The sequence below is a fragment of the Streptomyces sp. NPDC051555 genome, from assembly GCF_044454405.1.
Taxonomy (GTDB): Bacteria; Actinomycetota; Actinomycetes; order Streptomycetales; family Streptomycetaceae; genus Streptomyces.
In genome coordinates this window covers 90,742-103,023 of sequence record NZ_JBITDP010000013.1, presented here as the reverse complement: position 1 = coordinate 103,023, position 12,282 = coordinate 90,742, and the positions used below count along the sequence as shown (strand labels likewise).

Genomic DNA, 12,282 nt, shown 5'->3' with positions numbered 1-12,282 from the left:
TGGACCGAGGAGATGCCCGCGCCCAATTCCCTTGGAATCGGGCACTGGTGACACCCGTTCGAGTGATCCGGCGGTCGGGCCTGTCGCCAAGGTCGGGTCGGCGCCCGCGGGGCAGCCCGGACCTCGACGACAGGCCCTACCGCCGGTGCGCCCGTACGCGCGTCAGTACGCAAGTCGGCTGCCGCCGCCCGGCGCCCCGCTGCTCGCCTCCACCAGCGCGTCCACGACCGCCTCCACCTCCGGCAGCCACGGCGGCCCGTCCTGCGCCACCGGTTCCCGCTCCCAGCGCACCTGACCGCCGCAGGACGCGGCGGAGGGCGGCAGCAACAGGTATCCGCCCTCGCCGTGGAAGCGCAGCGAGGACGGCACGTGGTCCTTGGCGTAGAGGAGTTCACCGAGCCGCTCCAGCGAGTACGGCGCCACCAGCAGCGACCAGCGCGTGGGCGTGGCGACGACCGGACCGAGCCGCAGGCCGCGCTGGTCGAGCCGGACCAGCGCCCGCGCGGCCGCCGCCGCCGGCAGGCTCACCGCGCAGGGTGCGGCCCCGCCGGTGGCCAGGAGCAGGGGAGCGCTCGGCCGGTTGGTCCACCACCAACCCACCATCCGGGGATCGGTGGTGGCCGCGAGGAGACCCGGGTCGAAGGGGTGGGCGCCGGGAACCACGCAGTCCGGGTCCGGGCAGGCGCAGCGCGCACCGTCCGCGCCGGCCCGGCCCACACCGGGGAGCACGGGCCACGCCCAGTCGGCGGCACACACCAATGCGGCGTCGAGGGACGGCGGGTGGGCGGGGGCGGACCCCGGCCGGGACCCGGCCCGCTGGGCGAATCGGAGGGACTGAAGGGTCCGGAGAGGCTGGAGGGTCCAAAGGGACTGGAGCGTCCGAAGGGGCTGGAGCGTCCGAAGGGACTGGGCGGTCCGAAGGGAACTGCGGAGTCGCTGGAGACGCCTTCCGAGGATCTCGCGCATGAGCGCTCGTTCCTTTCCGTTGAACGCCGAGGGCCACATCACACCATGTATGCGGTGTTTCACCACACGTACACGTTTCGCGTCACTGTCCGCCAGAAGCAGGTTCACACGGTTCGTGCAGTTTTCGTACGGGTCCATGGAACGTCCAGCAAGGGCGGTGCGCGACCCGTGGCGGGCCGCGCCCAGCCGCCGCCGCTAAGGACGGCGGCCCGTACCGGACGGTTCCCGGCGGGTCCGGGGTGGCGTCAACTCACCCCGCGCACCACCGTTTACGTACCCGTGCCGACGGAGACGCCCGCCCAGTCGACCGCAAAAAGGCATCCCATCCAACCTTTTCCGGCCAAGTTTTACCCTTGACTGAACGGTGAGTTGTCGTCCCACGGACACCAGGATTCCCACCTGGGCAATGCTGGACATCGATCCACGTGTGCGTGTAGATGTGGATCCATTGATGGCGGCGCAGAACGATCTGGGGGTTTGCGATGCTATTCGGCGAATCGCACCAGGTGGAAAGCCGGACGCCATGAGCGCCCCGCATCCGCCGAAAGTGGCTGGAATCGATTCAGTAGTTACGGCTTCCCCTCACACTGCGGCACCCGTGCCCCCGCGCACCGCTCCCGCACCGACCGCGGTACCCGCCCCCAGCACCCTGATCCAGGACCGCCTGGCGGGCATGGTCTCCGACCTGACCACCCTGCACGAGCTGACCGAACGCCTCGCCCGGTCCGCCGGCCTCGACGCCTGCCTCCAGGAGTTCCTGCGCGCCGGAGCCGCCCTCGTCGGCGCCCGTCGTGGGCTGATCGTGCTGGAGCCCGCCGACGGACTCGGCCCCGCCACCACGATCGGGCTGGGCCTGGGCCGCGCGGACCTCGGTCACATCGAGACCGTGCCGCGCGCCGCCACCTCGTACGGCCGCATCCTCGACGGAATCCCCGGCGCCGCCGGCGGCTCCGAGGTGCTCCCCGAAGTCGGCGCGCCCCCCGGTTCCGGCGGGTACGCGACCCCTGTCGACCCGCAGCACCGGGAGGTCGCGGCGCGTCTGGCGTACGCCGCCAGCTACGCGCTGCCGCTGACCGCCGAGGCCACCGGCCGGCTCGGCGCCGTCGTCTGGCTGTACGACGACCAGGTCGAGCCGAGCGACCGCCAGCGCGACCTCGTCGGCCTCTACGTACGCCACGGGGCCGAGCACCTGGCCCGCGTCCTGGAGGCCCAGCGCGCCCGGACCCGGCTCGCCATCGTCACCGAGGAACTGCTGCCGAGCAGGCTGCCCCGGGTACCGGGGGTCCAGCTCGCCGCCCGCCACCACACCGGACCGCACGGCGGCGGCGATTGGTACGACGCCCTGCCACTGCCCGAGGGCGCCCTCGGACTGGCCATCGGGTCCGTCACCGGAGCCGGGCCCAGCGCGATCGCCGCGATGGGACGGCTGCGGGCCTCGCTGCGCGCGTACGCCGTGATGGAGGGCGAGGACCCGGTCGCGGTCCTGTCCGACCTGGAGCTGCTGCTGCGGCTGACCGAACCCGCGCGATCGGCCACCGCGCTCTTCGCCTACTGCGAGCCGGGATCCCGGAAGATCGTCCTGGCAGGCGCCGGACACGCGCCGCCGCTGCTCATCGGCGAGCACCGCACCGAGTACGTGGAGACCACGCTGTCCGCGCCGCTCGGCATGCTCGCCTGCTGGGAGGCGCCGAGCGTGGAGATCGAGCCCGCCGCTGGAGAAACGGTGCTGCTCTACACCGACGGGCTGCTGCGCCGTACCGGTGACGCCATGGACCGCGCGTACGCACGGCTGCACGCGGCCGCCGCCTCGGTACCGCGGGCCGCCCGGGAGGACCCGGCCGCGATCGTGGACCACGTCCTGCGCACCGTGCTGCCGGACGAGGACTTCACGGGCGGGACCGGAACCGGGTCGACGAGCGGCGCCGCCGAGGACATCGTCCTACTGGCTGCCCGGTTTGACTGATTTATCACAGCCCTGCGGGGCCACTTCCTCTCGCACATACGATGGACGGGGTCCGTACCCGGTCCTGTCGTAGCTGAGGAGATGACGTGGCTGACGAGCTCACCCCGGAGACCCCGGAAGAAGAGCAGCCCAAGAAGACGCACAAGCAGCGCAAGAACGGGCTGTACCCGGGCCTCAGCGACGAACTCGCCGAGAACATGCGCACCGGCTGGGCGGACACCGAGCTGCACGGCCTGGAGCCCATCGCCCAGGCCGCGCACACGGCCGCGCGCCGCGACACGCTGTCCGCGAGCTTCCCCGGTGAGCGCCTCGTCGTCCCCGCAGGTCGCCTCAAGACGCGCTCGAACGACACGGAGTACCCCTTCCGTGCCTCGACCGAGTACGCCTACCTGACCGGCGACCAGAGCGAGAACGGCGTCCTGGTCCTGGAGCCCACCGGCGAGACGGGCCACAGCGCCACCATCTACCTGCTCCCGCGCTCCGACCGCGAGAACGGCGAGTTCTGGCTGTCCGGCCAGGGCGAACTGTGGGTCGGCCGCCGCCACTCCCTCACCGAGGCCGAGCAGCTCCTGGGCATCCCGGCGAAGGACGTCCGCACCCTCGCCGAGGCCCTGACCGAGGCCACCGGCCCGGTCCGGATCGTGCGCGGCCACGACGCGGTCATCGAGGCGGCCCTGGCCGACAAGGTCACCGCCGAGCGCGACGGCGAGCTGCGCACGAGCCTCTCCGAGGCGCGCGTGGTCAAGGACGCGTTCGAGATCGGCGAGCTGCAGAAGGCCGTCGACTCCACCGTCCGCGGTTTCGAGGACTGCGTGAAGGTCCTCGACAAGGCCGAGGCCACCAGCGAGCGCTACATCGAGGGCACCTTCTTCCTGCGCGCCCGCGTCGACGGCAACGACGTCGGCTACGGCTCGATCTGCGCCGCCGGCCCGCACGCCTGCACCCTGCACTGGGTCCGCAACGACGGTCCCGTCCGCTCCGGCGACCTGCTGCTGCTGGACGCCGGCGTGGAGACCCGGTCCCTGTACACGGCCGACGTCACGCGCACCCTGCCGATCAACGGCCGGTTCACCGAGATCCAGCGCAAGATCTACGACGCGGTGTACGAGGCCCAGGAGGCCGGCATCGCCGCCGTGCAGCCGGGCGGTAAGTTCCGCGACTTCCACGACGCCGCGCAGCACGTGCTCGCCGAGAAGCTCGTCGAGTGGGGTCTGGTGGAGGGTCCGGTCGAGCGTGTCCTGGAGCTGGGTCTGCAGCGCCGCTGGACCCTGCACGGCACCGGTCACATGCTCGGCATGGACGTCCACGACTGCGCGGCCGCCCGCACCGAGGCCTACGTGGACGGCACCCTGGAGCCCGGCGTGTGCCTCACCGTCGAGCCCGGCCTGTACTTCCAGGCCGACGACCTGACCGTGCCGGAGGAGTACCGCGGCATCGGCGTCCGGATCGAGGACGACATCCTCGTCACCGAGGACGGCAACCGGAACCTGTCCGCGGGTCTGCCGCGCCGGTCCGACGAGGTCGAGAGCTGGATGGCCGCGCTGAAGGGCTGACCCTTCCGCCGCCGCACCACCGCCGATGGGCGGGGTCCCCTGTACCGGGACCCCGCCCATCGGCCGCTCAGGACGCCTTCAGCAGCGCTCCGTCCTGCCATTTGAGGATCTTGTCGAAACTGACGACGGCTCCCCGGCCCGGGCGGTTGCGGAACCGGGCGTGATCGGCCAGCTCGGCGATCAGCGACAGCCCCCGGCCGTGCTCCGCCAGCGAGGGTCTGCGGCGGGAGACCGTCGTGGGCGGGAAGCCCGGGCCCGAATCGGTCACCTCGATCCGGCAGCGGTCGCCGTCGAGATAGGCCGTGACGCGGTACGCCGCACAGGCCGCGGGATCGGCGGGAGCCGGCCCGACGCCCCCGGCGGGAGCGTCGTCACCGTCCCCGGCCACCGGCCCGCCGTGCTCCACCGCGTTCGCGCACGCCTCGCTCAGCGCCACCGACAGGTCGAAGGAGATGTCGGGGTCCACCCCCGCGGTCTCCATCGTCCCCAGCAGCAGTCGCCTGGCGAGCGGAACGCTCGCGGCCTCGCGCCTCAAGTGGAGAGACCACCAGATGCTCATACCGTTACCTATTGCCGCCCGGAGCACTGTGTAAGCCCCGTGCGGCCGTCGGAGCGCTCGTTCGGCCGATGCGACCCGCCCGGACGCCGGTGTATGCGGCGGTCCGGTGGGCCGGCGGGCGGACTCCGTCCAGGGGGACTCAAGGGACCTTCCGGACCTGCCGTATGGGAGACCTAAGCGCAGTGCGATGATGGCCCGGCCATGACTGCCCCCCACACGATGCGTGCAGGAGCCGGGCTCCGGATCCTGCGGGCCGCGGTGTTCACCGCGGTCTGCGTCGTGCTGTCCGCCGTCGGGCACGCCCTCGCCTCGTGCGCCACTGTTCCCTGGTGGACGCTCTGCGCGGGCTTCCTGGCCGTGTTCACGGTCGCCTCCCTGCTCGCGGGCCGCCGGCGCACCCTGCCGGGTCTCGCCGCCGCCCTCGCCGTGGGCCAGCTGGGGCTGCACACGCTGTTCGGCCTCGGCCAGCACGGCGCCGCCACCGCGGGCGCTTCCGCGCAGGCGGCCTCCGACACCTCGCTCGCGGCGCTCGCGGCCCGGCTGGTCTGCGGGGGCAACTCCGTACCGCTCAGCCCCTCCGACGCCCGACAGGTGCTGGAGAGCGCGGGGCTGAATCCGGCCGCGCTCGCGGTCCCCGCGCACGACGCCCACGCCCACATGGCGCAGGCGGTCACGGCTCCCTCGACCGGGCTGCTCAGCCTGCCGATGCTGCTGGGCCACCTGGTGGCCGCGCTGGTCGCCGGCTGGCTGCTGAGCCGCGGGGACGCGGCCCTGTTCCGGCTCGTCGAACTGTCCCGGCTCGCCGCCCCGGCCGCCCCGATCCGCGCCCTGCGGACCGCCCTGGCCCTCGTGCGCATCCTGGGCGCCGGACTTCCGGGCACGCCCGGACGTACCCCGCGGTCGCCGCGCAGCACCCCGGACCGGGCCGTGGCCCCCGGCCGGACGGCACTCCACCACACGGTGATCAGGCGCGGCCCACCAGCGGCCCTCGCCCTCGCAGCCTGACGCGGCACCACCTCCACTCCCCGGGACACCCGGCGGAGCACCGGTGCCGCGAACTCCGCGCGCGCCTGTGCGCCGGAGCCACCGTCACCCCTGCTTCCGTGGAGTGTTCCTGCCATGAAGACCTCTCGCGTCTCCTTCGCCGCCGCCCTCGCCGCCGGTACCGTCCTCGTCCTGTCCGGCACCGCCTTCGCCCACGTCGGCATCCAGCCGGGCGAGGCCGCCAAGGGCGGCTACGCGACGATCAACTTCAAGGTCCCGAACGAGCGCGACAACGCCGCGACCAACAAGCTCGAAGTCAGCTTCCCGACCGACCACCCGCTCTCCTCGGTCATGCCGCAGGACGTCCCGGGGTGGACGGTCACCGTGGAGAAGAGCAAGCTCGACAAGCCGCTCACGGTCCACGGCAAGCAGATCAACGAAGCCGTCACCAAGGTGACCTGGACCGGCGGCAAGATCGAGCCCGGTAAGTTCCAGCAGTTCCCGCTCTCGATCGGCCAGCTCCCCTCGGACGTCGACAAGCTCACCTTCAAGGCCGTCCAGACGTACGACAACAACGAGGTCGTCCGCTGGATCGAAGAGGCCAAGGACGGCGCCGCCGAGCCGCAGAACCCGGCGCCCGTGCTCAAGCTGACGGCCGCGGCCGGTGGCGACCACCACGACGACGGTGCGAAGAAGACCGACGAGGCCAAGAACACCGACCACGAGAAGGGCGCCGGCGCCGAGAACACCGCGTCGGCCGGCTCCGACACGACCGCGCGCGCCCTCGGCATCGCCGGGATCGTCGTCGGCCTCGGCGGGGTCGCCTTCGGCGTGGCCTCGCGCCGTCGCACGTCCTGACCGCGTCCGCAGATATCCGAACCACCCCCGATCTCAGGGACATCCCATGCGCACCACACGTGTGACGGTCGCCGCCCTCGTGGCGGCGACCGCCCTCGCCCTCACCGCCTGTGGCAGTGACACCGGCAAGAGCACGTCGCTCGCGGAGGTCAACGCCCCCGCCAAGAGCAAGCCGGGCACCGTGCTCGACCGCCCCTTCGACAAGCCGGACCTGGTGCTCACCGACACCAACGGCAAGCCGTGGAGCCTGCGCGAGCAGACCAAGGGCAAGCCGACGCTCATCTACTTCGGCTACACCAAATGCCCGGACGTCTGCCCGCTGACGATGAGCAACCTCGCCGTCGCCAAGAAGGCGCTGCCCAAGGCCGACCAGGACAACCTCCAGGTCGTCTTCGTCACCACCGACCCCGACCGGGACACCCCCGAGTCCCTCGGCCAGTGGCTCAAGTCCCAGGACCCGGCCTTCATCGGACTCACCGGGGACTTCGCCAAGATCCAGGCCGGTGCCCGCAGCCTCGGCATCGGCATCGAGGCCGCCAAGAAGGAGGCCAACGGCGACATCGTCTCCATGCACGGCGCGCAGGTCATCGCCTTCTCGCCGAAGACCGACGAGGGCTACGTCCTCTACGGGGAGTCGACCACCGTCGAGGACTACACCAAGGATCTGCCGAAGATCATCAAGGGAGAGAACCCGTGAACCGCCGCACCACCCGCACCCTCGCCGCCGTCCTCTCCCTGTCGGCAGCGCTCGCCATATCCGGCTGCTCCTCCGATTCCGACGCGGGCGACGGCAAGCCCGAGCTGAAGGTCAGCGGCGGGTACATGCCCGAACCGATCGACGACAAGATGGCCGGCGCGTTCATGGTCATCAAGAACGACTCGAAGGCGGCGGACAAGCTCACCGCCGTCACGAGCACGCTCTCGGGCGACGTGACGATCCACGAGACCAAAGACCAGAAGATGCAGCAGGTCCAGGCCCTCGACGTGCCGGCCAACGGCGCGCTGAAGCTCGCGCGCGGCGGCGACCACATCATGTTCATGGGCCTGAAGAACAAGCCGAAGGTCGGCGACAAGGTGACCGTCGAGCTGCGCTTCGAGAAGTCGGATCCGGTCAAGGTCGAGCTGGACGTGAAGGAACGCACGTACCAGCCGCAGAAAACCAACTGACGGACCGAGGGACTGACAACGCCATGACGGCCATCGCCCCCGCCCCTTCCACGGCCCGCACGGCCGCGGCGGCATTCCTGCCGCGGCTCCTGCTGGTCCTCGCCGCTCTGGCCGCGGCCCTGTTCACCGCGGCCGGACCGGCCTCGGCACATGCCGCGCTCACCGCGAGCGACCCCAGGGACGGGGCGGTGGTCGCCACGGCCCCCGCCCAGGTCACCCTTTCCTTCTCCGAAGGCGTCGCCATGAACGGCGACTCCATCCGGGTCATGGACCCCCAGGGCAAGCGGATCGACACAGGGGAGCTGCGCGACCTGTGCAGCGGCTCCACCATCCGTTACGGCACCGCGTTGCACAGTGGCCTGCCCAATGGCACCTACACCGTGGCCTGGCAGGCGGTCTCCGCCGACAGCCACCCGGTCTCCGGCGCCTTCACCTTCTCCATCGGCGCCCCCTCCGCGACCAGCGTCTCGGTGTCCTCACAGGTGGCAGGCGGCGGACCCGTGGGCATCGCCTACGGCATCGCGCGCTACGCCGCCTACGGCGGGTTCGCCGTGCTCGTCGGCGGCGCGGCCTTCATCCTGCTGTGCTGGCGCCGGGGCGCCGCCGAACGGCCGCTGCAAAAGCTCGTACTGCGCGCCTGGGTGACGCTGACGGCCGCCACGCTCGCCATGCTGGTGCTGCGCAACCCCTACACCGGCTCGGGCGACTTCTCCGACGTCTTCGACCTCGACGGCCTCAAGGCCGTCCTGGAGACCAAGACCGGAGCCTCCCTGGTGTCGCGGCTGCTGCTGCTCGGCGCCGTGGCCCTCTTCATGGCCGTCCTCTTCGGTACCTTCGCCCGCAAGGTGCAGGGCAGCGGCGCGAGCGAGGAAGACGCCAAGGACACCAGCGACCTCACCTTCGGGCTGGCCATCGGCGGGGCCGTGGTCGCCGCCGGCATCGCCGCCACCTGGTCGCTGTCCGAACACGCCTCCACGGGCATCCAGCCGGGCATCGCCATGCCGGTCGACATCGTCCACCTGCTGGCCGTCGCCACCTGGCTCGGTGGTCTCGCCGCGCTGCTGATCGCCCTGCACAAGGTCCCGGACATCGAGCGGGAAGCCATCCGGCGCTTCTCCCGCGTCGCCTTCGTCAGCGTCCTCGTCCTCACCGCCACCGGTGTCTACCAGTCCTGGCGCCAGCTCGGCAGCTGGTCCGCGCTGACCGGCACGGAGTACGGCCGGTACCTCCTCATCAAGGTCGGCCTGATCGCCGTCCTGGTCGCCATCGCCTCCGTCTCGCGGAAGTGGACCGGCCGGCTGGCCGGGGACGCGGCCGGCCGCGCCCCGCAGGTCGCCGCCCAGCGCGATGTTTCACGTGAAACAGAAGCGCCGGTCACCGTCCCGCCGAGCGCCAAGCGCGCCGCCCAGCTGGCCCGTCAGCGCGCTGCCCGCGAGAGCGCGCGGGACAAGCGGATCCGGGACGCCGATCCCGATCGCGCGGGACTGCGCCGGTCCGTCCTCGCCGAGGCGGCCGTCGCTGTCGTCCTGCTCGCCGTCGCCACTCTGCTGACCGGGACGGAGCCCGGCCGGGCCGCCGAGCTGGAGGGCACTCGCGCCGTCACCGCCGTACCCGACCGCGCCGTGAAGATCACCCTGCCCTTCGACACCGGCGGCCAGAACGGAAAGGGCAGCGTCCGGATCGAACTGGACCCGGGCCGGGTGGGCGCCAACAGCCTCCACGTCTGGGTGGACTCCCCGGACGGCCGGCCCTTCGACATCCCCGAGGTGAAGGTCGCCTTCACCCTCCCCGCCAAGGACATCGGCCCGCTGCCGCTCGCCCCCGATCACTTGGCGCCGGGGCACTGGAGCGCCTCCGGCGTCCAGCTGCCGCTGGCCGGTGAATGGCGCATCGACGTAAGCCTCCGTACCTCCGACATCGACCAGACGACCGTCCAGAAGACCGTCAAGATCGGCTGAACAGCATGACCGAGAGCAACCCCGACATCGAGATCTCCCGGCGCCGGCTGCTGGGCACCGTAGGTGCCGCGGGCGCCGTCGGTCTCGCACTCGGCGCCACCGGTGGCGCCCTCGCGCATGCCGCGATCGCGGGTACCGACGGCAGCGCCCCGGCGGCCTCCGTCGGCGCCACCGAGATCGACTTCCACGGCGAGCACCAGGCGGGCATCACCACGCCGCTCCAGGCCAAGGGTCATGTACTGGCCTTCGACCTGGCTCCCGGGGCGGGCCGCAAGGAAGCCGTCGCCCTGATGCGCCGCTGGTCCGACAGCGCCCGCCGGCTGATGGCCGGCGAAACGGCGGGGGCGGCCGACTCGGGGATCGCCCTGGACGCCGGACCGTGCTCGCTCACCGTCACCTTCGGCTTCGGCCACTCCTTCTTCGACCGCACCGGCCTCACGGCGCGCCGGCCCGTCGCGCTCGATCCGCTCCCCGAGTTCTCGGCGGACCGGCTCGATCCCCAGCGCGGCAACGGAGACCTGTGGGTCCAGATCGGCGCCGACGACGCACTCGTCGCCTTCCATGCGCTGCGCACCCTGCAGAAGGACGCGGGGCAAGCGGCCCGCGTCCGCTGGCAGATGAACGGTTTCAATCGGACGCCGGGAGCCACGGCCGAGCCGATGACCGCCCGCAACCTCCTGGGCCAGATCGACGGCACGGGCAACCCCAAGCCGTCCGAGGCCGACTTCGACAAGCGGATCTTCGTGCCCGGCGCCGGCCCCGGCCCGGCCGAACACGCGTGGATGGCCGCGGGCTCGTACGCCGTCGTCCGACGCATCCGGATGCTGCTCGACGACTGGGACAAGCAGCCGCTCACCAAGCAGGAGCAGGTCATCGGCCGGAAGAAGGCGGACGGGGCGCCCCTGACCGGCGGCACCGAGACCACCAAGCTGGACCTCGACAAGTTCGGCGGCGACGGCAAGCCGGTCATCCCCTCCAACGCCCACGCCCGGATCTCCGCCCCCGCGCAGAACGGCGGGGCCGCCATGCTCCGGCGCCCGTTCTCCTTCCACGACGGCATCGGCTCCGACGGCACCCCCGACGCCGGTCTCCTCTTCATCTGCTGGCAGGCCGACCCGATGCGCGGCTTCGTCCCCGTCCAGCGCAAGCTCGACCGGGGTGACGCGCTGTCGGAGTTCATCCGCCACGAGGCGAGCGGGCTGTACGCCGTCCCGCGCGGCCCGCGCACCGAGGAGTACGTGGGACAGCCGCTGCTCGAAGGATGAACAGCACCTCGGGGCACGGGGCAGCGGCATTAGGCTGATCACATGTCGGCCACCCGCTTCACGTATCTCGGTCCCGAGGGCACCTTCACCGAAGCCGCCCTGCGCACGCTGCCGGAAGCCGCGACCCGGGAACTCGTTCCCATGGTGTCGGTCCCGGCGGCACTCGACGCCGTAAGGAACGGGGAGGCGGCAGCAGCCCTGGTTCCGATCGAGAACTCCGTGGAGGGCGGCGTCACCGCCACCCTCGACGAGCTGTCCTCCGGCGAGCCGCTGATGATCTACCGCGAGGTGCTGCTGCCCATCGCCTTCGCCCTGCTGGTGCGGCCGGGGACCAAGCTGTCCGACGTCAAGACGGTCACCGGGCACCCGGTCGCCCAGCCGCAGGTGCGCAACTGGCTGCGCGCCAACCTGCCCGACGCCGTGTGGGAGTCCGCCGCCTCCAACGCGGACGGCGCGCGGCTCGTCCAGGAAGGCCGCTTCGACGCCGCCTTCGCCGGTGAGTTCGCCGCCGCCACCTACGGGCTGGAGCCCCTCGTCACCGAGATCCACGACGCGGAGAACGCCGAGACCCGTTTCGTCCTGGTCGGCCGACCGGCCCGGCCCGCGGCGCCGACCGGAGCGGACAAGACCTCCGTCGTGCTCTGGCTCGGCGAGGACCACCCCGGCGCGCTCCTCGAACTCCTCCAGGAGTTCGCCGTCCGCGGGGTCAACCTGATGTTGATCCAGTCCCGGCCCACCGGTGAGGGCATCGGCAACTACTGCTTCGCCGTCGACGCCGAGGGCCACATCTCCGACCGCCGGGTCAGCGAGGCCCTCATGGGTCTCAAGCGCACCTGCCCGCAGGTCCGCTTCCTCGGCTCCTACCCCCGCGCGGGGGTCGCTCTGAGTGAGGTGCGCGCGGCCCGCCCCGGAACCTCGGATGGCGATTTCACGGCCGCTTCCGACTGGCTGACCCGCTGCCTGGACGGCCGGGCCTAGCTCGCACACAGGACGGCGTCACTTATCCACA

At 71.9% G+C, this 12,282-nt stretch carries 11 protein-coding genes; 9 read left to right on the top strand and 2 right to left on the bottom strand.

Going from position 1 to position 12,282, the window contains the following annotated elements; genetic code table 11:
* Positions 1-162 precede the first annotated feature (162 nt).
* On the bottom strand, positions 163-966 hold the full coding sequence (locus ACIBEA_RS25250; RefSeq protein ID WP_399264571.1) for a bifunctional DNA primase/polymerase: 804 nt from the start codon (positions 964-966) through the stop codon (positions 163-165).
* Positions 967-1,372: 406 nt separating this feature from the next.
* On the opposite strand from ACIBEA_RS25250, the gene ACIBEA_RS25245 reads away from it, so the two are divergent.
* Both ACIBEA_RS25245 and ACIBEA_RS25240 read left to right on the top strand, forming a co-directional pair.
* Entirely contained in the window at positions 1,373-2,929 is a 1,557-nt protein-coding gene (locus ACIBEA_RS25245; protein WP_399264569.1) for a PP2C family protein-serine/threonine phosphatase, read from the top strand.
* Between the two features lie 86 nt (positions 2,930-3,015).
* Positions 3,016-4,482, top strand: a complete 1,467-nt coding sequence (locus ACIBEA_RS25240) for an aminopeptidase P family protein (protein WP_399264567.1) — start codon at positions 3,016-3,018, stop codon at positions 4,480-4,482.
* A 67-nt stretch (positions 4,483-4,549) separates the two neighbouring features.
* Here ACIBEA_RS25240 and ACIBEA_RS25235 read toward each other — a convergent pair whose 3' ends face one another.
* A complete protein-coding gene (locus ACIBEA_RS25235; protein WP_399264565.1) occupies positions 4,550-5,041 on the bottom strand; it encodes an ATP-binding protein in 492 nt (163 codons plus the stop codon).
* A gap of 201 nt (positions 5,042-5,242) precedes the next feature.
* Between ACIBEA_RS25235 and ACIBEA_RS25230 the strand changes: the two genes are divergently transcribed.
* The 7 genes from ACIBEA_RS25230 to pheA all read left to right on the top strand — a co-directional run bounded on the left by ACIBEA_RS25230 (position 5,243) and on the right by pheA (position 12,251).
* Positions 5,243-6,046, top strand: coding sequence for a hypothetical protein (locus ACIBEA_RS25230; RefSeq protein WP_399264563.1), 804 nt, complete (start codon positions 5,243-5,245; stop codon positions 6,044-6,046).
* Between the two features lie 114 nt (positions 6,047-6,160).
* Positions 6,161-6,883 carry a YcnI family protein gene (locus ACIBEA_RS25225; RefSeq protein ID WP_399264562.1) on the top strand — a complete coding sequence of 241 codons (723 nt, stop codon included), beginning with the start codon at positions 6,161-6,163 and terminating at the stop codon, positions 6,881-6,883.
* A 46-nt stretch (positions 6,884-6,929) separates the two neighbouring features.
* Complete coding sequence (locus ACIBEA_RS25220; RefSeq protein WP_399264560.1) at positions 6,930-7,580, top strand: SCO family protein; 651 nt, start codon at positions 6,930-6,932, stop codon at positions 7,578-7,580.
* Positions 7,577-8,050 carry a copper chaperone PCu(A)C gene (locus ACIBEA_RS25215; protein WP_399264558.1) on the top strand — a complete coding sequence of 158 codons (474 nt, stop codon included), beginning with the start codon at positions 7,577-7,579 and terminating at the stop codon, positions 8,048-8,050. Before ACIBEA_RS25220 ends, ACIBEA_RS25215 begins: the two co-directional genes overlap by 4 nt.
* Before the next feature lie 23 nt (positions 8,051-8,073).
* Complete coding sequence (locus ACIBEA_RS25210; RefSeq protein WP_399264556.1) at positions 8,074-10,008, top strand: copper resistance CopC/CopD family protein; 1,935 nt, start codon at positions 8,074-8,076, stop codon at positions 10,006-10,008.
* Positions 10,009-10,013: 5 nt separating this feature from the next.
* Positions 10,014-11,273, top strand: a complete 1,260-nt coding sequence (gene efeB, locus ACIBEA_RS25205; RefSeq protein WP_399264554.1) for an iron uptake transporter deferrochelatase/peroxidase subunit — start codon at positions 10,014-10,016, stop codon at positions 11,271-11,273.
* A gap of 42 nt (positions 11,274-11,315) precedes the next feature.
* Entirely contained in the window at positions 11,316-12,251 is a 936-nt protein-coding gene (pheA, locus tag ACIBEA_RS25200; protein WP_354378902.1) for a prephenate dehydratase, read from the top strand.
* Positions 12,252-12,282: the final 31 nt, after the last annotated feature.

What these genes read in the sequence shown, in the direction of transcription:
- efeB (WP_399264554.1), top strand. Translation starts at nt 10,014, where the DNA reads ATGACCGAGAGCAACCCCGACATCGAGATCTCCCGGCGCCGGCTGCTG.
- ACIBEA_RS25225 (WP_399264562.1), top strand. Translation starts at nt 6,161, where the DNA reads ATGAAGACCTCTCGCGTCTCCTTCGCCGCCGCCCTCGCCGCCGGTACC.
- ACIBEA_RS25235 (WP_399264565.1), bottom strand. Translation starts at nt 5,041, where the DNA reads ATGAGCATCTGGTGGTCTCTCCACTTGAGGCGCGAGGCCGCGAGCGTT.
- ACIBEA_RS25245 (WP_399264569.1), top strand. Translation starts at nt 1,373, where the DNA reads ATGCTGGACATCGATCCACGTGTGCGTGTAGATGTGGATCCATTGATG.
- ACIBEA_RS25250 (WP_399264571.1), bottom strand. Translation starts at nt 966, where the DNA reads ATGCGCGAGATCCTCGGAAGGCGTCTCCAGCGACTCCGCAGTTCCCTT.
- ACIBEA_RS25220 (WP_399264560.1), top strand. Translation starts at nt 6,930, where the DNA reads ATGCGCACCACACGTGTGACGGTCGCCGCCCTCGTGGCGGCGACCGCC.
- ACIBEA_RS25210 (WP_399264556.1), top strand. Translation starts at nt 8,074, where the DNA reads ATGACGGCCATCGCCCCCGCCCCTTCCACGGCCCGCACGGCCGCGGCG.
- ACIBEA_RS25230 (WP_399264563.1), top strand. Translation starts at nt 5,243, where the DNA reads ATGACTGCCCCCCACACGATGCGTGCAGGAGCCGGGCTCCGGATCCTG.
- pheA (WP_354378902.1), top strand. Translation starts at nt 11,316, where the DNA reads ATGTCGGCCACCCGCTTCACGTATCTCGGTCCCGAGGGCACCTTCACC.